Source organism: Methylocystis sp. H62 (assembly GCF_015709515.1).
Taxonomy (GTDB): domain Bacteria; phylum Pseudomonadota; class Alphaproteobacteria; order Rhizobiales; family Beijerinckiaceae; genus Methylocystis.
Map to the genome: position 1 here is coordinate 237,044 of NZ_JADNQZ010000057.1, position 25,046 is coordinate 262,089.

23 protein-coding genes are annotated in these 25,046 nt (G+C 63.8%); 16 read left to right on the plus strand and 7 right to left on the minus strand.

The window, feature by feature from the left end; genetic code table 11:
* Positions 1-14: 14 nt before the first annotated feature.
* The 8 genes from IYY11_RS16530 (at position 15) to IYY11_RS16565 (ending at position 10,109) form a co-directional block, all read left to right on the plus strand.
* The gene (locus IYY11_RS16530) at positions 15-998 is read left to right on the plus strand and encodes a bifunctional riboflavin kinase/FAD synthetase (protein ID WP_196404853.1); all 984 of its coding nucleotides are present in this window, start codon (positions 15-17) and stop codon (positions 996-998) included.
* A gap of 51 nt (positions 999-1,049) precedes the next feature.
* On the plus strand, positions 1,050-1,322 hold the full coding sequence (locus tag IYY11_RS16535; RefSeq protein WP_196404854.1) for a hypothetical protein: 273 nt from the start codon (positions 1,050-1,052) through the stop codon (positions 1,320-1,322).
* A 183-nt stretch (positions 1,323-1,505) separates the two neighbouring features.
* The gene (locus IYY11_RS16540) at positions 1,506-4,655 is read left to right on the plus strand and encodes an isoleucine--tRNA ligase (RefSeq protein WP_196404855.1); all 3,150 of its coding nucleotides are present in this window, start codon (positions 1,506-1,508) and stop codon (positions 4,653-4,655) included.
* A gap of 229 nt (positions 4,656-4,884) precedes the next feature.
* On the plus strand, positions 4,885-6,312 hold the full coding sequence (locus IYY11_RS16545) for a lipopolysaccharide biosynthesis protein (protein WP_196404856.1): 1,428 nt from the start codon (positions 4,885-4,887) through the stop codon (positions 6,310-6,312).
* Between the two features lie 55 nt (positions 6,313-6,367).
* Entirely contained in the window at positions 6,368-7,186 is an 819-nt protein-coding gene (locus tag IYY11_RS16550; protein WP_196404857.1) for a rhomboid family intramembrane serine protease, read from the plus strand.
* A gap of 146 nt (positions 7,187-7,332) precedes the next feature.
* Positions 7,333-8,079: an electron transfer flavoprotein subunit beta/FixA family protein gene (locus tag IYY11_RS16555; RefSeq protein WP_196404858.1), complete on the plus strand. Its 747-nt coding sequence runs from the start codon at positions 7,333-7,335 to the stop codon at positions 8,077-8,079.
* A gap of 2 nt (positions 8,080-8,081) precedes the next feature.
* The gene (locus IYY11_RS16560; RefSeq protein WP_196404859.1) at positions 8,082-9,026 is read left to right on the plus strand and encodes an electron transfer flavoprotein subunit alpha/FixB family protein; all 945 of its coding nucleotides are present in this window, start codon (positions 8,082-8,084) and stop codon (positions 9,024-9,026) included.
* Between the two features lie 201 nt (positions 9,027-9,227).
* Positions 9,228-10,109 (plus strand): 3-hydroxybutyryl-CoA dehydrogenase, encoded by an 882-nt coding sequence (locus tag IYY11_RS16565; RefSeq protein WP_154452147.1) that lies wholly within the window; start codon positions 9,228-9,230, stop codon positions 10,107-10,109.
* A 21-nt stretch (positions 10,110-10,130) separates the two neighbouring features.
* On the opposite strand, the gene IYY11_RS16570 is transcribed toward IYY11_RS16565, so the two are convergent.
* Positions 10,131-10,670: a Dps family protein gene (locus tag IYY11_RS16570; RefSeq protein ID WP_196404860.1), complete on the minus strand. Its 540-nt coding sequence runs from the start codon at positions 10,668-10,670 to the stop codon at positions 10,131-10,133.
* Positions 10,671-10,782: 112 nt separating this feature from the next.
* Entirely contained in the window at positions 10,783-11,490 is a 708-nt protein-coding gene (gene trmD, locus IYY11_RS16575) for a tRNA (guanosine(37)-N1)-methyltransferase TrmD (protein WP_196404861.1), read from the minus strand.
* A gap of 376 nt (positions 11,491-11,866) precedes the next feature.
* On the opposite strand from trmD, the gene IYY11_RS16580 reads away from it, so the two are divergent.
* Together IYY11_RS16580 and IYY11_RS16585 are read left to right on the plus strand one after the other, a co-directional pair.
* Positions 11,867-12,121 carry a toxin gene (locus tag IYY11_RS16580; protein WP_312029743.1) on the plus strand — a complete coding sequence of 85 codons (255 nt, stop codon included), beginning with the start codon at positions 11,867-11,869 and terminating at the stop codon, positions 12,119-12,121.
* A 4-nt stretch (positions 12,122-12,125) separates the two neighbouring features.
* Entirely contained in the window at positions 12,126-12,434 is a 309-nt protein-coding gene (locus tag IYY11_RS16585) for a hypothetical protein (RefSeq protein ID WP_196404863.1), read from the plus strand.
* On the opposite strand, the gene rimM is transcribed toward IYY11_RS16585, so the two are convergent.
* The 3 genes from rimM to ffh all read right to left on the minus strand — a co-directional run bounded on the left by rimM (position 12,431) and on the right by ffh (position 15,174).
* Positions 12,431-12,994: a ribosome maturation factor RimM gene (gene rimM / locus IYY11_RS16590; protein WP_196404864.1), complete on the minus strand. Its 564-nt coding sequence runs from the start codon at positions 12,992-12,994 to the stop codon at positions 12,431-12,433. The two genes, IYY11_RS16585 and rimM, sit on opposite strands and share 4 nt — an antisense overlap.
* Positions 12,995-13,178: 184 nt before the next feature.
* Positions 13,179-13,538, minus strand: a complete 360-nt coding sequence (gene rpsP / locus IYY11_RS16595; RefSeq protein WP_196404865.1) for a 30S ribosomal protein S16 — start codon at positions 13,536-13,538, stop codon at positions 13,179-13,181.
* Between the two features lie 97 nt (positions 13,539-13,635).
* Positions 13,636-15,174 carry a signal recognition particle protein gene (gene ffh / locus IYY11_RS16600; RefSeq protein ID WP_196404866.1) on the minus strand — a complete coding sequence of 513 codons (1,539 nt, stop codon included), beginning with the start codon at positions 15,172-15,174 and terminating at the stop codon, positions 13,636-13,638.
* Between the two features lie 540 nt (positions 15,175-15,714).
* Here ffh and IYY11_RS16605 point away from each other — a divergent pair.
* The 6 genes from IYY11_RS16605 (at position 15,715) to IYY11_RS16630 (ending at position 22,901) form a co-directional block, all read left to right on the plus strand.
* Positions 15,715-16,011, plus strand: coding sequence for a hypothetical protein (locus IYY11_RS16605; protein WP_196404867.1), 297 nt, complete (start codon positions 15,715-15,717; stop codon positions 16,009-16,011).
* Entirely contained in the window at positions 16,008-17,585 is a 1,578-nt protein-coding gene (locus IYY11_RS16610; RefSeq protein ID WP_196404868.1) for a RecQ family ATP-dependent DNA helicase, read from the plus strand. Before IYY11_RS16605 ends, IYY11_RS16610 begins: the two co-directional genes overlap by 4 nt.
* A 70-nt stretch (positions 17,586-17,655) precedes the next feature.
* Complete coding sequence (locus IYY11_RS16615) at positions 17,656-19,092, plus strand: MDR family MFS transporter (protein WP_196404869.1); 1,437 nt, start codon at positions 17,656-17,658, stop codon at positions 19,090-19,092.
* A 92-nt stretch (positions 19,093-19,184) separates the two neighbouring features.
* Positions 19,185-21,896 carry an aconitate hydratase AcnA gene (gene acnA, locus IYY11_RS16620; protein WP_196404870.1) on the plus strand — a complete coding sequence of 904 codons (2,712 nt, stop codon included), beginning with the start codon at positions 19,185-19,187 and terminating at the stop codon, positions 21,894-21,896.
* Positions 21,897-22,048: 152 nt separating this feature from the next.
* Positions 22,049-22,330 carry a hypothetical protein gene (locus IYY11_RS16625; RefSeq protein ID WP_196404899.1) on the plus strand — a complete coding sequence of 94 codons (282 nt, stop codon included), beginning with the start codon at positions 22,049-22,051 and terminating at the stop codon, positions 22,328-22,330.
* A 328-nt stretch (positions 22,331-22,658) separates the two neighbouring features.
* On the plus strand, positions 22,659-22,901 hold the full coding sequence (locus IYY11_RS16630) for a hypothetical protein (protein ID WP_196404871.1): 243 nt from the start codon (positions 22,659-22,661) through the stop codon (positions 22,899-22,901).
* Positions 22,902-22,970: 69 nt separating this feature from the next.
* Here the strand turns inward: IYY11_RS16630 and IYY11_RS16635 are convergent, their stop codons facing one another.
* Complete coding sequence (locus IYY11_RS16635) at positions 22,971-23,516, minus strand: hypothetical protein (protein WP_246720036.1); 546 nt, start codon at positions 23,514-23,516, stop codon at positions 22,971-22,973.
* Between the two features lie 123 nt (positions 23,517-23,639).
* Positions 23,640-25,046, minus strand: coding sequence for a TolC family outer membrane protein (locus IYY11_RS16640; RefSeq protein ID WP_196404872.1), 1,407 nt, complete (start codon positions 25,044-25,046; stop codon positions 23,640-23,642).

A 25,046-nucleotide genomic window follows, 5' to 3' on the forward strand; every position in this document is an offset into this window, starting at 1 on the left:
TTCCGGCCCGAGCCGTGTCCGACCCCTTCATCGTTGCGCGCGACCCTCAAGCGCCGCCGCCTGGATTGGAGGGCGCGGTCGCGGCGGTCGGCAATTTCGACGGGCTGCACAGAGGCCACCGCGGCGTCATCGCTCGGGCTCGGGCGCTTGCCGCGAAACTCTCGCGTCCCTGCATTCTGCTGACCTTCGAGCCGCATCCGGCGGATTTTTTCGCCGGTCGAACGGTGATCTTTCGGCTCACGCCGCCAGACGCAAAGGCGGCGCAGGCCGCTCGGCTCGGGCTCGACGGCGTTATCGTGCTCACCTTCGACAAGGACTTCGCGAAAAGCCCCGCGCGGATCTTCACGCAAGAGATTCTGCACGATCGCCTGCAGCTTTCGGCTGTGGTGGCGGGCTATGATTTTCGTTTCGGCGCCGGCCGCGAAGGCGGACCGGAGTTTTTGCGCGCCGAGGGCGAACGGCTCGGGATGATTGTGGAGATCGTCGACCGCATCACCCAGGACGAAGAAGGCAGCTTAGAGGCCGTCTCGTCGACAGCGACGCGCGAAGCGCTCGAGCGCGGCGACGCGGCGCTCGCGCGCCGGCTTCTCGGCCACCCCTACTTCATTCGCGGCGTCGTGCGCCACGGCGACAAACGCGGGCGCACGCTCGGCTTTCCGACCGCCAATATCGCGCTCGATCCCGCCAATCGGCTCAAGCATGGGATCTACGCCGTGACGATCGAGGTCGACGGGAAGGCGCATTGGGGCGTCGCCAGTTTCGGACGCCGGCCGACCTTTGACAACGGCGCGCCGCTCCTTGAAGTCTTTCTCTTCGATTTCGACGGCGACCTCTACGGCAAGGAGGTGGAAGTCGCCTTCTACGGCTTCATACGCGGCGAAGCGAAATTCGACAGCGTCGAGGCGCTCGTCGAAAGAATGCGCGTCGACGTCGAAGAGGCGCGAAGACGATTGGCCGAAAGCGGCGCTTTGAGCCGAGCGAATGATCTGTTGCCATAAGTTGCGCGCGATCTAGCTTGGAGACAGCGTCCTCGACAGGAGGGAAACGTCATGAACGAAGAGCCCAAGGGACGGGTCGAAATCATCTTGCCGGGCGAGGAGACGGACGCCTCGAGGATCTGGGTCGCGACGGGCGCCGGTCGGGTCAAGGTCGTCAAGCTCTCGCCATGGCAGAGCCTGATCGTCACTGCGGCGCTGCTGTTCTTGCTGTTCATCGGGTTCACGCTGCTGTCCGGCGCATTTCTGGTGTTGCTGGTCATCGCCGTTGTGGCGGGAGGCTTCGCTTATCTCGCCGGACTGCTCGGGCTGAGGCGGCCCCGCTAGGATAGTTTGGAGCGCGCACGCTGCGAAAAACCGGGTTCCACTTTTTCGCAGCGCGCTCCTGAGCTAAAGGCTCGCGCAGGGTCGGGTGCGGCGCGATTGGCGCTCTTTCCACAAATCCTCTAATCAGCGCGACAATAGCGGCGCTTATGGCGCCCGCGTCCGCCCCAGCCGGTTTTCACGACGATGAACGACGACAGCCCGAAAGGGCCCGACTATTCGAAAAGCCTCTATCTGCCTGTCACGGAATTTCCGATGCGCGCCGGTCTGCCGCAGCGCGAGCCGGAAATCCTCAAGCGCTGGGAGACCATCGGCCTGGAGCAAAAGATGCGCGAATCGGGCGAGGGTCGTCCGAAATTCACGCTCCACGACGGGCCGCCCTACGCCAACGGCAATATCCATATCGGCCATGCGCTCAATAAGATCCTCAAGGATCTCGTGACGCGCAGCCAGCGCATGACCGGCAAGGCCTGCGTCTATGTGCCGGGCTGGGACTGCCACGGCCTGCCGATCGAATGGAAGATCGAGGAGGAGAATTACCGCGCCAAAGGCAAGCAGAAGCCCGATTTCACCGATCCAGGGGCCATGATCGCCTTCCGGCGCGAATGCCGCGCCTATGCGGGACATTGGCTGGGCGTTCAGCGCGAGGAGTTCAAGCGCTTAGGGGTCGCCGGCGATTGGGGCCATCCCTATTCGACGATGGCTTTTCCGGCGGAAGCGACGATCGCGCGCGAGATCATGAAATTCGCCGCCAGCGGCCTGCTCTACCGCGGCTCGAAGCCGGTGATGTGGAGCGTCGTCGAAAAGACCGCGCTCGCCGAAGCCGAAGTCGAATATGAGGATTATACGAGCGATCAGGTCTGGGTGGCGTTTCCGATCCCGCGCGGCGCCGAGGGCGAACTGAGCGACGCGCGCATCATCATCTGGACGACGACGCCCTGGACGCTTCCCGGCAATCGCGCGATCTCCTTCTCCTCGAAGATCGACTACGGCCTCTATCACGTCACCCATGCGCCCGATGGCAATTGGGCGCTGCCAGGCGCGACCTTCGTTCTCGCCGACAAGCTCGCGAGCGAGGCGTTCAAGGCGGCGAAGGTCGATGGCTACGAGCGTTTGCGCGACGTGCCGGCCGCAATGCTTGCCGAACTGATCTGCGCGCATCCGCTTGCGCATCTTGGCTATGATTTCGACGTGCCGCTCTTTGATGGCGAACATGTCACCGACGATACCGGCACGGGCTTCGTGCACACCGCGCCGGGCCATGGCCGCGAGGACTTCGACATCTGGATGGCGAACGCGCGCGAGCTGCAATCGCGCGGCATCGATTCGCGCATTCCCTATACGGTTGACGAGGACGGCTTCTATACGAAGGACGCGCCCGGCTTTGAAGGCAAGCGCGTCATCACCGACAAGGGCGAGAAGGGCGACGCCAACGAAGCGGTGATCGCCGCGCTGGTCCAGGCCGGCAATCTCATCGCGCGCGGAAAATTGAAACATCAATATCCGCATTCCTGGCGCTCGAAGAAGCCGGTGATCTTCCGCAACACGCCGCAATGGTTCATCGCGATGGATAAATCCATCGCGTCTGGGTTCATCGCGATGGATAAGCCGTTTGGCGCGACGCCCTACCTCCCCCTTGCGGGGAGGTCGGCCGCCGAAGGCGGCCGGGTGGGGGTTCAAGACGATTCACCCCGCCCCGCATCGCTTCGCGATGCGACCCTCCCCGTCGAGGGGAGGGATAGCGCGAGCATTGAAAGTGCGCGCGCTAATGCCCCGACGCTCCGCGAGATCGCGCTTGAGGAAATCGCCCGCACGCAATGGACGCCGGCGGCGGGCGAGAACCGTATTCGCGGCATGATCGCCAATCGTCCCGACTGGGTCGTGTCGCGCCAGCGCGCCTGGGGCGTGCCGATCGCGGTCTTCGTCAAGAAGGGGACGCATGAGCCGCTGGTCGACGCGCGCGTCAACGCCCGCATCATCGACGCTTTTGAGAAGGAAGGCGCCGACGCCTGGTATGAAGCAAACGCTTCAGAGCGGTTTCTTTCGCCCGAGCACAAAGCGGAAGACTACGAGAAGATCTCCGACGTTCTCGACGTCTGGTTCGATTCAGGGTCGACCCACGCTTTCACGCTCGAAGACCCGCAGCATTTTCCGATGCTCGCCGGCATTCATCGCAAACGCGACGGCGGCGAAGACGAGATCATGTATCTTGAAGGCTCCGATCAGCATCGCGGCTGGTTCCATTCCTCGCTACTCGAAAGCTGCGGCACGCGCGGCCGCGCGCCGTACGACGCCGTGCTGACGCATGGCTTCGTGCTCGACGAGCGAGGCCGCAAAATGTCGAAGTCGCTCGGCAATGTCGTCGCGCCGCAAAAGATCATCGCCGACTCCGGCGCCGACATCATGCGGCTGTGGGTCGCCGCGTCGGATTATGCCGACGATCTGCGCGTCGGACCTGAAATCCTGAAAACCTTCGTCGAGCTTTATCGCAAGCTGCGCAACACGATGCGCTGGATGATCGGCGCGTTGGCGCATTATCAGCCAAACGACGATTCGGCGATGAGCGCGGCGGGAGAGCTTGAACGTCTCATGCTGCATCGTCTGCATCAGCTCGACGAGTCGATCCGCGCGTCCTATGCGGCCTACGACTACAAGCGCGTCGTCGCGCTGCTCACCCATTTCATGACGAGCGAGCTGTCGGCTTTCTATTTCGACGTGCGCAAGGACGCGCTCTATTGCGATCCGCCCTCGAGCATGAAACGCAAGGCGGCGCTCGCGACCATCGATCGCATCTTCCGCAGCGTCACGGCATGGCTCGCGCCGATTCTCGTCTTCACCGCTGAAGAGGCGTGGCTGTCGCGTTTTCCGAATGCGCAGTCCGTGCATCTTGAGCATTTTCCGTCCATTCCCGACGCATGGCGCGACGACGCGCTTGCCGCCAAATGGGAAAAGATTCGCAAGATCCGCTCGGTCGTCACCGGCGCGCTCGAAATCGAGCGGGCGCAAAAACGCATCGGCTCTTCGCTGGAAGCGGCGCCGACCGTTTATGTAGAAGATGAGTCATTGCGCGCCGCGCTCGACGGCGTCGATTTCGCCGAAATCTGCATCGCCTCGGATATTCGCGTCTTGCCGGGAGAAGCGCCGATGGACGCCTTCCGCCTGCCGGAAGCGCCGGGCGTCGGCGTCGTTTCGCAACGCGCGGCCGGCGTCAAATGCGCCCGCTCGTGGAAATATTTCGATCCCGCGACGGCGGACCCTGCTTATCCCGATGTGACGCCGCGCGACGCGCAGGCGTTGCGCGAGCTTGTCGCGCTCGGCCGCTGGAGCGCTTTGTGATCCTGGCAGGAGAGACATTGCGCCGACCCGTCGCCCCCTCCCTGTCCCTCCCCCGCTCTCGCAAATCGGGTGTTCCCGATTTGCGCATCGACTCCGAAATCGGCGACAGCCGACTTCGGATGGGAGAGGGGACGCAAGCGATCGGCGGCGCGCGTGTTCCTTGTCGTGACCCGAGCCTGACTCCCTCTCCCGCGCAGCGGGGGAGGGTTGGGGTGGGGGTTACGCTTAAGTGAACGTCCTTCTCGCATTTCTGGCCAATACGATCGTCAATTTCGTCATCGGCCTCACGGTGGCGAAATTTCTCGGCCCCGAGGAATATGGCCGCTTCGCGCTCGCCTTCTCAATCGCGGTCGTCGTGCAGACGGCGCTCTATGATTGGCTGCGTCTTTCGGCGACGCGCTTTTACTCAAAGCGCACGCGCGACAAAGAGCCGGTGGTGCGCTCAACGCTCGACGCGGCCTTCATCGCCGTCACGATCTTCCTCGCATTGGCCACGGGCATTTATGCGCTTGCCGGGCCGCCGCTCGATTTCGAAACCAATCTCATCCTGCTTGCGCTGCTGACGTCGGTGGCCAACGGGCTCTTCGACTATTGCACCGCGCTTGTGCGCGCGCGCTTTCATGACCACGCCTATGTGCGCCTCATGCTTGCCAAGAACGCGCTGTCGCTTGTCCTCATCGGCGGCGGCGCCTTTATTTTTCACTCGGCTGCGGTGGCGCTCGCCGGCGGCGTCGCGAGCCTGTTCGGCACGGTTATTCTTGGACGTCGCGCGCTGCTCGATCCTGGCGCTGACATTCGCGCCGCCTCGAGTCAGAATGCGCGTGCGCTTGCGGCCTATAGCGCGCCGATCGTGACCGCGCATCTTCTGTATCAGGCGATGCCGCTCGCGGCGCGCTCCATCGTCGCAAGCGTCTTCGGTTTTGCGGAAACCGGCCAGTTCGCGCTGGCGTATGATCTTGGCGTGCGTGCGGTGCAGGCGCTCGGCTCGGCGCTCGACGTGCTCTTGTTTCAGATCGCCGTCGCGGCGCATGAACTCCATGGCGTTGACCGCGCCAAGGAGCAGGTCGCGCGCAACATGGGCATCGTCGTCGCCTTTTTGCTGCCGGCGTGCGCCGGCCTCTGGTTCGTCATGCCGTCGATCGAAGCGCTGATCGTGCCGGCGCAATATCGCGGTCCCTTCGGCCATTACCTCGGGCTGCTGCTTCCGGGACTTTTCGCGATGGGCGTCATTCTGTTCGGCGTCAATCCCGTCTTTCAGATCGAAAAGAAGACGGCGCCACTGATGGTCGCGGCGCTTGCGGCGGTCGCCTTCGGCCTGGCGTTGCTGCTTTTTCTGCCTTGGGGCGAGGACGCGTCCAATCTCGCGATCGCGCAAGCTGGCGCCTATATCGCGGCGCTTGTGGCGACGGTCTACTTCGCGCTGCGCACGCAGCCGGTCTGGCCGTCGTTCTGGGACATGTTCGCTGCGCTTGTGGCGACGGGCGCAATGTCGCTCGCGCTCACCCCTTTGCGCGAGATGAGTCCGGGCGTTTCCACGCTGATTGCTCAGATCCTGGCCGGCGCGGCCGTCTACGGGCTGCTGACCGTCGCCTTCGACATCGCCGGTCTGGGCGAGCTGGCGACGACGTGGCTCGATCGGCGCCGCGCCCGGTCGTGACCCGGTCCATCGGCGTCGCCATATGTTAGGCTAGCGATCGATAAGGAGCGCGCCCATGGTCATGCCGATCTATGACGACGCGCCGCTGCGCTATTTGCGGCGGCCGATCGTGAATTGGACGCTGATCGCGCTCAACGTCATCGTATTCCTCGTGGTGCAGAGCGAGATTTTCGGCGATCCGCTGACCGTCGTCCGCGGCTTCGCGATCATCCCGCGCGTGCTCTTTGGCGAGGCGCAGCTCGCCGACTGGATCGTCGGACCGCCGGCGGCGCTGACGCTTGTCACCGCGCTGTTCTTTCATTCGTCGGTGGTGCATCTCGGCTCGAACATGCTGTTCCTTTACGTCTTTGGCGACAATGTCGAAGACGCCATGGGTTCGCTGCACTATCTGCTGTTTTATCTTTCCTGCGGCGTCGCCTCCGGCGTGTTCTACATCTACGCCACGCCGCATTCGATCTTGCCGCTCGTCGGCGCGTCCGGAGCGATCTCCGGCGTCTGCGCGGCCTTTCTGCTGCTCCATCCGCGCGCGACGGTCGCGGGAATTTTTCCGCCGCTCTCGCTGGCGCTCGCGCCGATCTATCTTGGCGCCTGGCTCTCCGGGGCGCGGCCGCGGTCGATCCTGGGGCTGCGGGCGCCGTTGTTCTCTTTTGTCGCGTCCGGCTGGCTGTTCGTCGGCGCCTGGATTGTGATGCAGCTCATCAACGCGTCTATGGGCGAGGGCGGCGCGGTCGCCTGGATGGCGCATGTCGGCGGCATCGCCGCGGGTCTTGTGCTGACGCCAATCTTCAAGCGCCGCCGGCACCTGCTTTTCGACAGGAGCGGCCCGCTCGCCCCCGCGCCGCGCGCGCAGGACGCCGGCGACGACGCGCCATGATCGTTGGGGTTCTCAATCGCTTTGTTTGACTTGCGCGCGCGCCCCCGCTACCAGACCGCGCGACGGCTTTAGCCAGAGTGGAGCGCGCACAGGCGGCGTTCCGACACCGTCTCGCCAAAGGGTCAGAAGGACCAAGGGGTCGCGCGATGAAGATTCTCGTGCCCGTCAAACGGGTCGTCGATTACAACGTCAAGATCAGGGTGAAGGCGGACGGTTCGGGCGTCGATCTCGCCAATGTGAAAATGTCGATGAACCCCTTCGACGAGATCGCCGTCGAAGAGGCGCTCCGGCTCAAAGAAGCCGGCAAGGCGACGGAAGTCATTGTGGTGACGATCGGTCCCGCCAAGGCCGACGAGACCTTGCGCACGGGCCTCGCCATGGGCGCCGACCGGGGCGTTCTGGTCAAGACCGACGAGACCGTCGAGCCGCTCGCCGTCGCCAAGATCCTCGCCAAGATCGTCGCCGAAGAACAGCCGCAGCTCGTCATCATGGGCAAGCAGGCGATCGACGATGATTGCAATCAGACGGGCCAGATGCTCGCCGCGCTGCTCGGCTGGGGCCAGGGCGCCTTCGCCTCGAAGGTCGAGATGACTGAGGGCGCCGTCGACGTGACGCGCGAGATCGACGGCGGGCTGCAGACCGTCAGCCTGAAGCTGCCAGCCGTCGTCACCACGGATTTGCGCCTCAATGAGCCGCGCTACGCCTCGCTGCCCAACATCATCAAGGCCAAGAAGAAAGAAGTCGCCGTCAAGTCGCCCGCCGATTACGGCGTCGACATTTCGCCGCGCCTTGACGTGTTGAAAACCTCCGAGCCTGCGAAACGCAAGGCGGGCGTCAAGGTCGGCTCGGTGGTCGAGCTCGTTGGCAAGCTCAAGGAAGCGGGAGTGCTTTAAAGATGACGATTCTGCTTCTTGCCGAAACCGCCGGCGACGCGATCGCCCCGGCGACCGCCAAGGCGCTCACCGCCGCCAAGGAGATCGGCGGCCCCATTCATGTCCTCATCGTCGGGCCCGGCCTCAAGGGCGCGGCCGAGCAGGCGGCCAAGCTCGCCGGCGTCGAGAAGGTGCTCGTCGCCGAAGACGCGTCGCTCGATCATGTCCTGGCCGAGACCGTCGCCGCGCTGATCGTCTCGCTCGCCGGCGCTTATGACGTCATCATCGCGCCGTCGACCTCGGCGACGAAGAATGTGCTGCCGCGCGTCGCGGCGCTGCTCGACGTGATGCAGGTCTCGGACATCATCAAGGTCGTGTCGGCCGACACTTACGAGCGGCCGATCTACGCCGGCAACGCCATCCAGACCGTGCGCGCGAAGGACGCAAAGAAAGTGATCACCGTGCGCACCACCGCCTTCGCGGCGGCGCCGGAAGGCGGCGCGGCGCCTATCGAGGCGATCGCGGCGCCCGCCGATCCCGGCGTTTCCGCCTTCAAGAGCGAAGAGCTGGCGAAGTCCGAGCGCCCCGAGCTCACCTCGGCCCGGATCATTCTCTCAGGCGGGCGCGCACTCGGGTCGGCGGAGAATTTCCAAAAGGTGCTGGATCCGGTCGCGACGCGGCTTAATGCCGCGATCGGGGCGTCTCGCGCCGCGGTCGACGCCGGCTATGCGCCAAACGACTTGCAGGTCGGCCAGACCGGAAAGGCCGTGGCGCCCGATCTCTACATCGCCGCGGGGATTTCAGGGGCGATCCAGCATCTCGCCGGCATGAAGGATTCGAAGGTGATCGTGGCGATCAACAAGGACGAGGAGGCGCCCATTTTCCAGGTCGCCGACTATGGTCTGGTCGCCGACCTCTTCACGGCCCTGCCCGAGCTTGAGGCGGAGTTGGCGAAGATCGGCCGCTGACCACAAAAACCGCCGTCGCTTCGGTCCGAAATGGTCCGGCGCGGCGGCTTGGAGCTGGCGGAACGTCGGCGCTCGGCGCTCCGCAGGCTCTTTTCTTTGTTTTCTTTGCGAAGGAACGCAAGTTATATTGCACTGCGGCACGCACTCAGCGCGGGCGGGCCGCTTGCTATCCGGCGCGAGCTTGGCTGACGGTGGTAAAAAATGGGCTTCGAAATTCGCAAGATCGGCGTCATCGGCGCGGGCCAGATGGGCAAGGGGATCGCCCATGTCTGCGCGCTTGCCGGCTATGACGTCGCCCTGAACGATATTTCGCAGGAACGCATCGACGCCGGCATCGCCGACGTCGCCGCGCAGATGCGACGCGCCGTGGAGCGCGGCCAGATCGACGCCGCGGCGGTCGAACCGGCGCTCGAGCGCATATCCGGCGCGCCAAAAATGGCCGACTTCGCCGACGCCGACCTCTTGATCGAGGCGGCGACCGAGGTCGAAGACCTCAAGCGAAAAATTCTGACGGAGCTCACGCAGTTCGTGAAGCCCGGCGCGATCATCAGCTCCAATACGTCATCGATTTCGATCACGCGCCTTGCCGCCGTCACCGGTCGGCCGGAGCGCTTCATCGGCATTCATTTCATGAATCCGGTGCCGCGCATGCAGCTTGTCGAACTCATTCGCGGCATTGCGACCGATGACGTCACTTTCGAGGAGACGAAGGCGTTCGTCGTCAAGCTCGGCAAGACGATCAGCGTTTCGGAGGACTTCCCCGCCTTCATCGTCAACCGCATTCTGCTGCCGATGATCAATGAGGCGATCTACACGCTCTATGAAGGCGTGGGCTCGGTCGACGCCATCGACACGGCGATGAAGCTCGGCGCCAACCATCCGATGGGTCCGCTGCAGCTCGCCGATTTCATCGGCCTCGACACCTGTCTTTCGGTCATGCAGGTGCTGCATGAGGGCCTGGCGGATTCAAAATACCGCCCCTGCCCTCTGCTCGTGAAATATGTCGAAGCCGGCTGGCTTGGCAAAAAGACGCAGCGCGGCTTCTACGATTATCGCAGCGGCACGCCCGTTCCGACGCGCTAGCGTTCGAACGGCCGCCTTGTGTCAGTGGCCGCCGGGGCCGGCGCCGCGCGCCGCCTCAAACAAGAACCAGGTTCGCTTCTCGGTCTCATCGAGAAAAGTTTCGAGAAGGCTCGCCGTTGCGATGTCTTCGTTGTCGTCGCAGACCTTATGGGCGTTGCGCAGCGACTCGGCCATCCCCTTGTTGTCGTCGAGCAATTCGCACAGCATGTCGTAAGGCGAAACGAATTCCTCGTCATTGTCCTTGATGCGGGACATTTGCGCCACCTGCCCGATCGAGCGCAGGGTCGACTGCCCGAGCTTGCGCACGCGCTCGGCAAGCGGGTCGACGGCGGCGTAGATCTGCGTCGCCTGCTCGTCGAGCAGCAGATGGTAGTCGCGGAAGTGCGGGCCGCTCATGTGCCAGTGGAAATTCTTGGTCTTCATATAAAGCGCGAGGGCGTCGGCGACGAGCTTGTTGACCTCCGCGGCGACTTTCATCGTCGACTGTTTTTCAAGATCGGTCGGCGTATCCAGCGCCGAACGTTCGGTGTCGGGCTTCATCGGCGTCTTTGTTTTTTGCATTTGTGCGGGCCTCCTGCGCCCCGGCTCCAGGCTCAAGCTCGGGGTGCGCTGCTCATTAGCTAGCTCGCGCGCGCTGGCGGACCAGATGAAAAATAGAGCAGAGCGCGGAGATTCAGCGGCGGCGGGAAGCGTCGCCGGTCTGGGGCGCCAGCAGGTCAGGGCGTCGCGCGCGGGTGAGCGCCAGCGCCTGTTCATGGCGCCATTTGGCGATTCTGGCGTGATCGCCGGAGAGCAGCACCTCGGGAATGTCGCGTCCCTCGAAATCGCGCGGCCGCGTGTAATGCGGATATTCGAGGAGCCCGGCCTCAAAACTTTCCTCGACGCCCGACGCTTCTTCGCCCATCACCCCGGGGATCAGCCGCACGCAGGCGTCGATCAGCGCCAGCGCCGCGATCTCGCCGCCCGAAAGCACGAAATCGCCGATCGACATTTCTTCGAGCCCGCGGGCGTCGATGATGCGCTCGTCGACGCCTTCGAACCGTGCGCAAAGAATGATCGCGCCGGGGCCTTGGGCGAGCGCGCGCGCGCGCGCCTGAGTCAGTGGCGCGCCGCGCGGACTCATCAGCAGGCGCGGGCGCGGATCGTCCTTGGGCGCGGCGGCGTCGATCGCCGCCGCCAGCACGTCGGCGCGCATCACCATGCCGGGGCCGCCGCCGGCCGGCGTGTCGTCGACGGCGCGATGGCGGCCGAGCCCATGCTCGCGGATCTGACGCGGCTCAAGCGTCCAGACGCCACGCGACAGCGCGTCGCCGGCGAGCGACAGGCCCAAGGGGCCTGGAAACATTTCGGGAAAAAGGGTCAGGACCGTCGCACGAAACATGGAGCGGTTATGGCATGAAGCGTGAACGAGGGCGAAGACGAAGAACGACAGGATTCGAAGACAAGTTCCGTCCCGCCAGCGCTAAAGTGCAATAGCGCATTGTCAATTGAGGATCCGAACAAAGGCCTCGATAGGTGCCTGAAAGGGCTCGGATTAATGTGGATAGTCCGGAAGGCGGCTCTCAGCAGAACGTCGGTTCTGATAAAAATAACTAAATTATATCAAGATGTTATCTAGATGGATGCCGATAAAACAATCAATGTGCTCAATTGACGCGATCAGGTCACGATTAAATCGAATCCTCGGCATGAGGATTCGTTTGATGACATCCGGCACACATATTAGATTGCACGGAATGAAGCCCTTTCGGTGGAGCGTGGAAAAAAACACAAAGCTCATCGCTGAACGGGGCGTTTCCTTCGAAGAGGTTCTTTCGGCAATGGCGCACGGAGGCTTGCTCGACGAACTCGAGCACCCAAATAAGTCGCGCTACCCTCGCCAACGGCTATTTGTCGTCAGGGTGCGCGGCTACGCTTATCTCGTGCCTTTTGTAGAAACGGATGACGACCTCTTCCTCAAGACGATCATCCCGAGTCGCAAAGCGACCCGCGACTATATTGCGTCGGAGTAATGAGATGGATGACGAGCGACAGCTCGAAGAAGAAATTCTTGCGTCATTCGAGCAAGGCGAGTGGCGTCAGGTCAAGGACGTTCGAGACGAGATTGATCGTCATGCAACTTACGCGAAGGACGCGCTTACGAAAGACAAGCGGGTGAATATAAGAATATCCTCGCGTGACTTGGAAGATTTGCAGGCGAAGGCTGCGGTCGAGGGCGTCGGCTATCAGACACTGATGTCAAGCGTGCTGCACAAATATGTGACGGGCCGACTCGTCGAACCGCCATCGCCGGGGAAACGCGGCGCCAAAAAACGCGCCGGCTAAGCTTCTTTTTCTTCCCTGTCGGCTTCAATTTCCGCCGGCGGCTCGACAACGACACGCTCGCCTTGAACGTCGACAGTCGGAACCACCGCCTTGGTGAAGGGCATGAGTAGACTCTCTCCTTGGCCGGCGGGCGCAATTTCGAGAATATCGCCCGCGCCGAAATTGCGCACCGCGACGATCGTTCCGATTTCCACACCCTCCGCCGTCTCGGCGCGAAGGCCAACGAGATCGGCGATATAGAATTCGTCCTCTTCCGGCGCGGGGAGCTTGTCGCGCGCGACATAGAGTTCGACGCGGTTCAGGGCCTCGGCGCCGGCGCGGTCGTCAACGCCCTCGATTTGGGCGACGAGCATGTCCTTGCCCTGCCGGCGCACGGCGCGCAGCCTGAAATGGCGCGTCCCGCTTTTATCGGTGAGGCCGTCATAGGCTGCGATCGCCAAAGGATCGCTTGTGAAGCTCTGCAGTCGGATCTCGCCGCGCACGCCATGCGGCGCGCCGAAGCGGCCGAGGAGGACGAGGCCTTGTCCAACTTTCCCGGGCCTATGAGACGGACTCGTCATGCCGACACAGCGCGGCCATCCCTCCCCTTGACGGGGAGGGTCGCATTGCGAAGCAATGCGGGGTGGGGTGCTCGATTGCCATCGATCCCCCACCCGTCGGTCCCGCAGGCAAGTTTACGCAGTCTGCGTAAACTTGCCTGCGACCGCCGACCTCCCCGCAAGGGGGAGGTATGAGCCCGCTGCATTACGCCGTCGGCGCTTCGGCCGCGCCTGCGGCCTGCGCCGCAGCTGCGGCGCGCTCCTGCGCCTTCTTCTTGGGCAGCGCCTTCTGCGGATTGCTGCGCGCTTCGCGCGTCATCACGCCCAGACCATCGAGCAGGCGCGCGACGCGATCGGTCGGCTGCGCGCCCTTCTCCATCCAGGCTTTCGCCTTTTCCGTGTCGAGCACCAGACGGTCGGCCGCGTCCTTCTCCTTCAAGGGATCGAAATAACCGATCTTCTCGATGTAGCGGCCGTCGCGCGGCGAGCGCGAGTCGGCGACGACGACACGATAGAAGGGACGCTTCTTGGCGCCGCCGCGGGCGAGACGAATTTTAAGGGACATGTGTTTTTTCCTGTTTCGTTGCTAATTCCGGGCAGTCGGTCTTCGGCAGTGGGCAGTCGGAGGAGTCCTACTGCCGATTGCCGAAATCCGACTGCCGCTATTTCTTCTTCGCGAAGGGGTTCAATCCGCTGAGCAACCCGCCGCCGAGCCCCGGCAGGCTTGGCTTGGCGAGAAGATCAGGAGGCGGCGCCGCCGGAACGCCGCCAGGCGGCGCTTTCGGCTGCTGGACGCCAAGCTTCGCCTGCAGCTGCTGCAGCTCTTCCTGGGAGGGCATCTGCATGCCAGGGCCGAGCCCCATCATTTGCGCCGCCTTGCCCATCATGCCGCCGCCGCGCTTGCCGGCGCCGAAGGACTTCATCAGATCGGCCATCTGCCGATGCTGCTTGAGGAGCTTGTTGACGTCCTCGACCTTGGCGCCCGAACCCGCGGCGATGCGTTTCTTGCGCGAGGCTTTCATCAGGTCGGGATTGCGCCGCTCCCTGGGCGTCATCGAAAGGATGATGGCGCGCTGGCGCCTGACCATCTTGTCGTCGAAGCCGGACGCGGCGATCTGATCCTTCATCTTGGCGACGCCGGGCAGCAGGCCCATGATGCCGCCCAATCCGCCGATCTTTTCCACCTGGGCGAGCTGATCGCAGAGGTCCTGCAGATCGAACTTGCCCTTGGCCATCCGCTCGGCGGCCTTGCGGGCCTGTTCGGCGTCGATCGCCTGGGCGGCTTTTTCGACCAGCGCGACAATGTCGCCCATGCCGAGAATGCGGTTGGCGATGCGCGTCGGCGAGAATTCGTCGAGCGCGTCCATCTTTTCCCCGACGCCGATGAGCTTGATCGGCTTGCCGGTGACATAGCGCATGGAGAGCGCCGCGCCGCCGCGGCCATCGCCGTCCATACGCGTCAATACAATGCCCGTCAGCCCGACCCGTTCATCGAAATTCTGGGCGAGATTGACCGCGTCCTGTCCGGTCAGGGCGTCGGCGACGAGCAGGATTTCATGCGGCTTGGAGGAGGTCTTGATCTCCGCCATCTCGGCCATCAGCGGCTCGTCGATATGCGTGCGGCCGGCGGTGTCGAGCAGCACGACGTCGTAGCCCTGCAGCCGCGCCGCCTCCATCGCGCGCTTGGCGATCTGCACCGGCGTCTGGCCGGCGACGATCGGCAGCGTGTCGACCTCGACCTGCCGGCCGAGCACCGCGAGCTGTTCCTGGGCCGCCGGGCGCTTGACGTCGAGCGAGGCCATCAGCGTGCGCTTGCCGTGGCGCTCCTTGAGCCGTTTGGCGATCTTGGCGGTGGTTGTGGTTTTGCCGGCGCCTTGCAGGCCGACCATCATGATGGCGAGCGGCGGCGCGGCGACGAGATCGATCGGCTCCGCGTCCTGGCCGAGCGTCTCGATCAGCACGTCATTGACGATCTTGACGACCATCTGGCCGGGCGTCACCGATTTGATGACGCCGGCGCCGATCGCGCGGTCGCGGACCTTGTCGGTGAAGGAGCGCACGACGTCGAGCGCGACGTCGGCCTCGAGCAGCGCGCGGCGGATTTCGCGCAGCGCCTCGTTGACGTCGGCCTCGGAGAGCGCGCCGCGCCGTGTGAGCTTGTCGAAAATGCCGGAGAGCTTATCGGAAAGGCTCTCGAACATGCTGTTCTCCCGCGAGCGCGAAGGCTCCAAAGCAAAACGCGCCCGGGGGCGCATCGCGCTGCCGGGCGTTGGCCTGCCGCCTCTTGGGCGGCTCGGCTGTGGTTAGGGTTCTCTTGCGAGATTGGAGGAATTGATACGCGCGATGGTTTCGCGCGTCAACATCGGGGGGTTATACTCTTACTTCAGAGCAGGAATCCGACGCGAATAGCTAAGCGCGAACTTCACGAATATCGGTCGCGTTGGTCGGATTGGCGACTTTGGATCGAGTTGAGGGCTGGGATTTTGCGTATTCCCTCCCCCCCTGCGGGGAGGGTGGCCCCGCGAAGCGGGGTCGGGTGGGGGTCATCGCATGCTGGCGCGGCGAGACCCCCACCCGGCGGTCTGCGACCGCCGACCTCCCCGCAAGGGGGAGGTATTTCCGCTAACTACCGTGCAGAGTCATTCGCTCAATTGATTATGGTTGGCGCGGCGGAATGCAGAAAGAGCTGTTGCGCTGCTTCGCGCCGCCATGATGCTCTTCTTATGATTTGAGAGCAGTCCATGACCGTCGACGCTTTTCTCGAATCGCTTTCCGCATCCGAGCCGCCGGCTCTCCCGCCGCCGCTGCGGGCGCTGTGGTTCGACGCCAAGGGCGATTGGAACGCGGCGCATAAATGCGTCGACGACAAATCCGACCCCCAGAGCATGTGGGTCCACGCCTACCTCCATCGCAAGGAAGGCGATCTTTCGAACGCCTTCTACTGGTATCGCCGCGCCGGGCGAGAGCCGCACAACGGCCCGCTTTTAGAAGAATGGCGCGAGATCGCCGAAGCGCTGCTGTCGCAAGCGGCGCCATGACGGGGTTGTCCGCGCAAGAATTGCTGCGCAGCATTTTCGGCTTTTCGGACTTTCTGCCGGGTCAGGCGGAGATCGTCGAGGCGGTGCTCGACGGGCGCGACGCCATCGCCATCATGCCGACGGGCTCCGGCAAATCGCTGCTCTATCAGCTGCCGGCCGCGGCGCCGGGGGGCGGGCTCGTTCTCGTCTGCTCGCCGCTGATCGCGCTGATGCGCGACCAGCTTCGAACCCTCGCCGACTCTGGGGTCGGGGCCGTCGCGCTTCACTCCATGCAGGAGGACGACGAAGCGGCGGCCGCGATCGACGCCGTCGCGTCGGGCCGGGCAAAGCTGCTTTACGTCGCCCCCGAGCGTCTCGCCCAGGACGGGACGCAGCATTTATTGCGCAGCATTCGCATCAAACTCTTCGCGGCCGATGAGGCGCATTGCGTCTCGCATTGGGGCCATGAGTTTCGCCCCGACTATCGCGCGCTCGGCGAGATTGCGCGAAAACTCGGCGCGCCGCCGATGCTCGCCGTCACCGCGACGGCCGGTCCGCGCACCCGCGACGACATCGCCCGCACGCTGTTTTCGCGGCCGCCCGAGATTTTTCAGCGCTCCTTCGCGCGGCCGAATCTCTCCCTCGATTTCGCGCAGAAGCGCGCCGGCCTGCGGCAGATCGTCGAATTCGCGCGCAAAGGCCGCGACGCCGGCAAGCAAAGCGGCATTATCTATTGCAACTCGCGCAACAAGACCGACGCGCTGGCGCGCGAGCTCTCGCGGCTCGGCTTCGATGCGCTGCCCTATCACGCCGGGCTCGACGCTCATACGCGCGCGGAGAGCCAGGACGCTTTCTTTACCCGCAAGGGCGCGGTGATGGTGGCGACCATCGCCTTCGGCATGGGCGTCGACAAGCCCGACGTGCGCTTCATCGTTCACGCCGATCTGCCGACCTCGGTCGAAGGCTATTATCAAGAGATCGGCCGGGCCGGACGCGATGGCGCGCCGGCCCGCGCGCTGACGCTGTTCTCGCCCGCGGAGCTGGCGCTGCGCTGGCGCGTTCCGGATGCGGCGCAGGAAGAAGAGGCGGCCGCCGGCGATAACGCCAGGCGCCAGGCGATGGCGCGGCTCGCGGCGGCGCCGGGGTGCCGTTTTCAGCGGCTCCTCGCAGAATTTGGCGAAGCGAGCGGGCCCTGCGGCCGATGCGACCATTGCCGCGGCGGACCGATGGCGTGGCCCCGTCGCCTGTCGTCACTCGCCCTCGGCTGGCGCGCCGCGCTCGCAAGCGGCTTCGCCGCGCGCGCCGACCTTTCGGAAGACGATGCCGATCTTCCTGAGACGACGCCTGCGCCGATCGACGCGCCGCGGCAACAGCGGGAGCCGCCGCTGACCGTGGCCGAGGCGCGCCTGCTGCGCGCGCTCCAGGCCGAGAGGCTCGCCATCGCAAAACGGCGCGGCTTGGCGCCGCGAATCGTCGCCGCCGAACAGGCGCTGCGCGCCCTCGCGCGCGAACGGCCGCAAAGCGCCGACGACCCGCTGCTGCGGGGGCTCGAAGACGCGGCGGCGCTGCTGCGGGTGATCCGCGAAGCCCTCTAAAGCCGGCGTGAGGGTTTCGTTCGGCGCCGCAACACTGTAGTTAGGGCTCCCCGTGCCGTTCCCAGAGCCCATGTCCGCTAACCCGCCGCCAAACCCCGCCGAACTGCGACAGGTCATGTTCGGGCTCGGCCTCGCCATGCTGCTCTCGGCCCTCGATCAGACGATCGTGGTCACGGCCATGCCGACCATCGCGGCGGACCTCGGCGATCCGCAGGATCTGCCCTGGATCGTGACCGCCTATCTCATCGCGGCGACGGTGGTGACGCCGCTCTACGGCAAATTCGCCGACGTCTACGGGCGGCGGCGCGTCATCCTGATCGGCGTGATCACTTTCGTGATCGGATCGGTCGCTTGCGCCTTGGCCCCGAGCATGGCGGCGCTCGCCGGCGCGAGGGTCATTCAGGGACTTGGCGGCGGCGGCCTGATCTCGCTCGCGCAGACGATCGTCGCCGATCTCGTCTCGCCGCGCGAGCGCGGCCGATATCAATCCTATTTCGCTGCGGTGTTCATCACCTCCAGCATCGCCGGTCCGGCGCTTGGCGGCATTTTTGCGCAATATTGGCATTGGTCGCTGATCTTCTGGATCAATCTGCCGCTGGGCCTCGCGGCGCTCCTGATCGTCAATTCGAGGTTGAAGCGCGTGCCGGAGCGGCGCCATCCGCATCGCGTCGACTATCTGGGCGCGATGTTGCTGATCGCGGGCTCCGGCCTTCTCGTGCTGGCGCTCGGCTGGGGCGGCGTGCGCTATCCGTGGCGATCGGCGCCGATCGTCGGGCTCCTTACCGCCTCCGCTCTCGCCTGGGCGCTTTTCGCCTGGCGCACGGCGCGCGCCGAGGAGCCGCTCATTCCGCTGCGCATTCTCCGACTGCGGATCGTGCGCGACGCCATCCTGTCGAGCTCCTTTGGGCTCGGCGGGTTCGTCGGACTTTCGGTCGTGATGCCGATCTATTACGAAATCTGCGGCGGGATGAACGCGAGCGAATCGGGGCTGACGCTTATCCCCCTAATGGTCGGCACCGTCGCCGGCGCCACGCTGTCGGGACGATTGATGGGGCGTTTGACGCATTACAAGACGGCTCCGCTCCTCGGGCTCGGCGCCGGCGCTCTCGCCGCGTTGGGCGCGGCGGCGATGATGGGGTCAGGGCGCTCGCTGCTTTGGCTCAACGCCCTGCTCACCGTCACGACCTTCGGGATCGGCGCGATGCTGCCTGTGGCGACCGTTTCGGTGCAGAACGCGGTCGATTCGCGCGATTTGGGGACGGCGACGGCCTCGATGCAATTCTTTCGGCAGCTGGCGGCCGGGGCGGCCGTCGCGCTTTTCGCCGCGCTGGCGATTGGCGGCGGCCGCGCGCAATTGCTCGAGGAGATGAAGACGGACGTCGACGGCGCCGCTTTGTTTTCGAGCTTTCGCCTCGTTTTTCTGGCGCTTGCCGTCTGCGTCGCCCTGTCCTTGCTTTTCCTCGCGCGTATGGAGGAGCGGCCGCTGCGCGGCGAGCGACGCAGCTGACAGGTCGATTTTGCTCGCGTCTTTTCTATTTGCCCCCATGGCATGGAATTTTCTAGAAAGATTCCACCTTCCCGCGCCGCAAGGACCCTTCCATGGCTTCGCTCAATAGTTTCAACGCCTGCCAGACGCTCGTCGTCGGGAACCGGTCCTATCAATATTTCTCGCTGAGGGCGGCGGAGGAGAACGGGCTGCGCGACGTCTCCCGCCTGCCCTATTCGCTCAAGGTCGTTCTCGAGAATTTGCTGCGCAACGAGGACGGCCGTTCGGTCACCAGGGAGTCGATCGAAACCTTCGCGAAATGGCTCGAGGAGAAAGGCAAGACGGAACGCGAAATCGCCTTTCGGCCGGCGCGCGTGCTGATGCAGGATTTTACCGGCGTGCCGGCGGTCGTCGATCTTGCGGCGATGCGCGACGCCGTCGTCGCGCTCGGCGGGACCGCGCAGAAGATCAACCCGCTCGTGCCCGTCGATCTCGTCATCGACCATTCGGTGATCGTCGACAGCTTCGGCACGCCGCAGGCCTTCGCCCGCAACGTCGAACTCGAATATGAGCGCAATGGCGAGCGCTACCGATTTTTGAAATGGGGCCAGTCGGCGTTCGACAATTTCCGCGTCGTGCCTCCCGGCACCGGCATCTGCCACCAGGTCAATCTCGAATATCTCGGGCAGACCGTCTGGACGCGCACCGAGCGCATCGACGGCAAGACCGTCGAACTCGCCTATCCCGACACGCTGGTCGGCACCGATTCGCATACGACCATGATCAACGGCCTCGCCGTTCTCGGCTGGGGCGTCGGCGGCATCGAGGCCGAGGCCGCGATGCTCGGCCAACCGCTGTCGATGCTCGCGCCGGAAGTGATCGGCTTCAAGCTCACCGGCGCGCCGAAGGAAGGCGTGACGGCGACGGACGTCGTCCTGACCGTCACGCAAATGCTGCGCAAAAAAGGCGTGGTCGGAAAATTCGTCGAGTTCTTTGGCGAAGGGCTTGATCATCTCAGCCTCGCCGATCGCGCGACCATCGCCAATATGGCGCCCGAATATGGCGCCACCTGCGGCTTCTTCCCCATCGATCAGGAGACGCTCGCTTATCTGCGCATGTCCGGGCGCGCCGACGATCGTATCGCGCTGATCGAAGCCTATGCCCAGGCGCAAGGAATGCTGCGCGAGTCCGGCGCTCCCGATCCCGAATTCACCGATACGCTGAGCCTCGATCTTGCGGAGGTGACGCCGTCGCTCGCCGGCCCAAAGCGTCCCGAGAGCCGCTCCGCTCTTTCCGAAGTCGGCTCGGCGTTTCTCGGCGCGCTCGCGAGCGAATATAAGAAGGAAGACGGGCTCGGGCAGCGCTACGGCGTCGAAGACGAAAGTTTCGACCTCGGCCATGGCGACGTCGTCATCGCCGCCATCACCTCCTGCACCAACACGTCCAACCCCAGCGTGCTCATCGGCGCGGGATTGCTGGCGCGCAACGCCGTCGCGCGCGGACTGAAGGCGAAACCCTGGGTGAAAACCTCGCTCGCCCCGGGCAGCCAGGTCGTCGCGCAATATCTCGCGAAGTCCGGATTGCAGAAATATCTCGACGATCTCGGCTTCAATCTTGTGGGATTTGGCTGCACGACCTGCATCGGCAACTCCGGGCCGCTGCCGCCCGCGATCTCCAAGACCATCAATGAGCATGACCTCGTCGCGGCGTCGGTGCTGTCGGGAAATCGCAATTTCGAAGGGCGGGTCAATCCCGACGTCCAGGCGAATTATCTCGCCTCGCCGCCGCTCGTCGTCGCCTATGCGCTCGCGGGCACGATGGCGATTGATCTGACGAAAGAGCCTCTCGGACACGACAGCGCCGGGGCGCCGATTTATCTGCGCGACATCTGGCCGCCGAATGCGGAAATCGCGACCTTCGTCCGCGATCAGGTGACCCGCAATCTGTTCCGCGAGACCTACGCCAACGTCTTTTCGGGCGACGCGCATTGGCGCGCCGTCGAAGCGCCCAGCAGCGAGACGTACGCATGGGACGACCAGTCCACCTATGTGCGCGACCCGCCCTATTTCGTCGGTCTGCAGCGCGAGCCCAAGCCCGTGGAAGATATCGTCGGCGCGCGCATCCTTGCGCTCTTTGGCGACAAGATCACCACCGATCACATCTCGCCCGCCGGGTCCATCAAGGCGGCTTCGCCCGCCGGCCAATGGCTGATGGAGCATGGCGTCGCGCCGGCCGACTTCAATCAATACGGCACGCGTCGCGGCAATCATGAAGTGATGATGCGCGGCACCTTCGGCAACATCCGCATCAAGAATCACATCATGCGGGATGCGAAAGGCCTCACGCCGGAAGGCGGATTGACCAAGCACTATCCGGGCGGCGAGATCATGTCGATCTATGACGCCGCCATGCGCTACCGAGACGAGGGCGCGCCGCTGGTCGTCATGGCCGGCGCCGAATATGGCAACGGCTCGTCACGCGACTGGGCGGCGAAGGGCGCCATGCTGCTTGGGGTTCGCGCGGTGATCGCCAAAAGTTTCGAGCGCATCCACCGTTCCAATCTCGTCGGCATGGGCGTCGTGCCGCTCACCTTTGCGGAGGGGACAGGTTGGGACACCCTCGGACTCAAAGGCGATGAGACCGTCACCATCCATGGCTTGCGCGAAGGACTTGCGCCACGCAAGACGCTGGTCGCCTCGATCTCATTCCCGGATGGGTCCACCAAGACTGTGCCGCTGCTCGCGCGCATCGATACGCTCGACGAGTTAGAATACTTCAAAAATGGCGGCATCCTTGCTTATGTGTTGCGACAACTCGCCCCTTAGATCTCGACAAAAAACCATTGACTCAGTCGATGTCCTCCGACAGCGTTGCTGTGCTTTGCGTTGGTTTCGAGCCGTTGCGGTTGCAATGTCTTCAACGCAGCGCTCTACAAAAACAAAAAAGCTCACGACGCGAAGAAGAGGAAAATCAGCATATGAATAAATACGCCCTTACGGCCGCCGCCGCCCTGTTCCTGGCGACGACCGCGCCGTCGTTCGCCTTCGACGCCGGTGTCGGTTTGCGCGCACCGAGCCAGGCGACGCGCATCAGCTGCGACACGCACGCCGAAGACGATCAGGCCGTTTGCGCCAGCAAGTGCGAGGACGCCTATCTTAAGGACCAGCAGGGCTGGACGGCGGACATGAGCAAGATCAAGTCCGCCAAGAAAGCGTGCGACGACAAGTGTGGCTGCCCGCAGAACTCGAAGGGCCTTTAACAGTCTCATTGGTTCGAACAGCGGCATAAGGGCGCGCGAGCGATCGCGCGCCCTTTTCGCGTTCGCCAATCAAACGTCGGACAGCCGTCACGCCGCGTCGTCGTGTTCAGCAAGGACATGAAAACAACAGGCTTTTCGTCAATCGCGCCGTAGACCGACGAAGCGGCTTGAGACATGGCGCCAGCGACGCGCAATTGACATGAGCGGCCACATACGACATCGTCCGGCCGCTTATTGCGTTATGTGACGCCGTTGCTGTTCCATGGCGGGAGGGGTCGAGCGCAAGCGCAGTCTAGACGCCCAACGGGCAAGTGAAGGAAACGACCAAATGAATAAATACGCCATTATGACGGCGGCTCTCCTTGTCGCTGGCATGATCAGCCCGGCATTCGCGGATTGCGACGTCCACAAAGCGGACGAAGACAAGCAGGCTAAATGCGCTGAGAAATGCGACGACGAGTACCTCGCCCGCAAGATGAATTATGCCTCCAACAAAAGTGAAGTCTTCGCCAATAAGAAGGCCTGTGACGCCGCCTGCGGCTGCCCGCAGAACACCAAGGACAAGGAGTAAAAAGGCCGAGCCTCGCGAGCGAGGTCGGTTGAGACGGGGCGCGCATTCAATGCGCGCCCATTTTTTTGGTCAGTCCGCCGTATAGACCTTGCCGTCCGGGCCTTTCCAGCCGCTGCCCGCTTCATAAAAGCGATATTCCTCATCGAACAGAACCGTTGAACCGGGCGCGATATATTGCTTGCCCGGGGGATCGGAACTGCGCGGCGCAGTCACATAATGACTGCTCGGCGAACAGCCTTCGGAAAATTTTCCAGCCTCGTCAGCTTTGCATTCGAGATTTGCGCCTTCCGGAAACTCGACCCGCGCATTGAAGAAGATCTCGTAGCCCTTTTCTCCGGTCGCGTGCATCTCAAGGCGCTCGGCCATCGTCTGTTTGAACTCGACAATCTTGAACGGCTTGTCGACGCGCTGCTTCAGCAAGTTCTCGAAAATTTGCCGCGCATGCGCTTCAGTCGGATTGCAGCCGAACATGCAAAAAGCATTGGCCGGGATCGCCGATAGCAACGCCAGCAGCATCGCAACGGCGAATGTGATGAAAGCGCCTCGCATGATGTCCTCTCCCTCAGCCTTTATGATTTCGCCGCCCGGCGGCGCGTCTTTTTTAAACTCTAGCATCTTATCGCAGCATTCGCGGCGCGTCTTAAGTCCTGGAGCGCGTCCCGATCACATGGAAACACGTGGTCGATAGAAGTCGCGCACATCAAAATGGTGGAACAGGAACTCATCGAAAAAGTCCGTCTAACGGTCGGGCGTCGTCGGATCGCCCCAGAGATCCTTCACCTGGTCGAAATGGATCGCCGGATCATAGCCGCCGGGCGTGAGGCCGAGCCAATCTGAAGAAAGCCGCCCGAGCGAAGAGAGTACGGCATAGGAGGCGACGACGCGGTCGCGCTGAGCGAAGACGAGCGCGATGCGGGCGTAGAGCAACTCTTGCTGCGCGATAAGAATTTCGAGGGTCGTTCGCTGACCGGCCTTGGCTTCTTCTCGCACCCCGTAAAGCGCGCGCTCGGCCGCGGCGATTTGCGTTTGCGCCGCGGCGATCTGCGCTTTGGCCGCCTGCAGCGCGCCCCAATACGCGCGAACGAGCGAGAGAACCTCGGCGCGCGCGACGTCGGCGTCGAACCGGCGCTGCCCGGCGGTCTCCTTGGCTTGCCGAACGCGGGAAGATGTCAGGCCGCCCTCATAAATCGGCACGCTGAGGTGGCCCCCGACTTTGGCCCCGATGTTGCGGTTGCCAATGCCGGCGATGTCGGTCTGCGTGAAAATGTCGCCGACGATCGACAGTTTGGGCATGAAGTCGGCTTCGAGCGCGTTGATGTCGAGATCGGCGACGTCGGCCTCGTGAAGCGCCGCGAGGATGAACGGATGCTCCCTTTGCGCGATGCGTTCCGCTTCTTCGCGCGACTTCGGCAGCAATCGGTCGATCGGCGCGCCCGGCGCGAGCTTCGTCGGCTCGACGCCGACCGTCTTGCGATAGACGCCGATGCTGGCGTCGAGCGTCGCGCGCGCCGCGCTGGCGAGAGATTTCCCTCCTGCGAGACGCGCCTCGACCTGCGCGACATCGGTTAGCGTGATCTGTCCATATTGATAGCGCTCCCGCGTCTGGCGCAATTGCTCATTCAGGACCGCGACATTGCTTTCCTGGAGTTTGAGCGCCGCCGTGTCGCGCAAGACGTTCATATAAGCGGTGACCGCGTCGAATAAGACCTGTTGCTCGGTGAGGCGCAAACGTTCGCGTCCGGCGAAGACGCCCGATTCCGCCGCGCGCGTTTCGTTTCGCGCCTTGAAGCCGTCGAAAATCGGCTGCTCGATGGTCAAAGTGGCGGAGCGAGGAACGCTGCCGCCGTTTTGGATGCTCTTCGTGCGAGCTCTGAGCGTGGGATCGTCGAGATCGACGTCGCGCTGTTGCGTGATGTAGCGGTTGCGCTGCACGCCGAGATAGCCGTCGGCGGAAACGCGCGGCCGCATGCCGGCCTGCGCCTGCGGCACATTCTCATCAATCGCGCGCAGCTCCGCTCTGCCGGCGTTGAGCTGCGGATTGGCGTCATAGGCGCGACGCATCGCGCCCATCAAGGTTTCGGCGTGGGATGCGCCGCCGCTCAGAAAGAAGCAGATCAGGACCGAGGCGACGCCGCGCACGCTCAC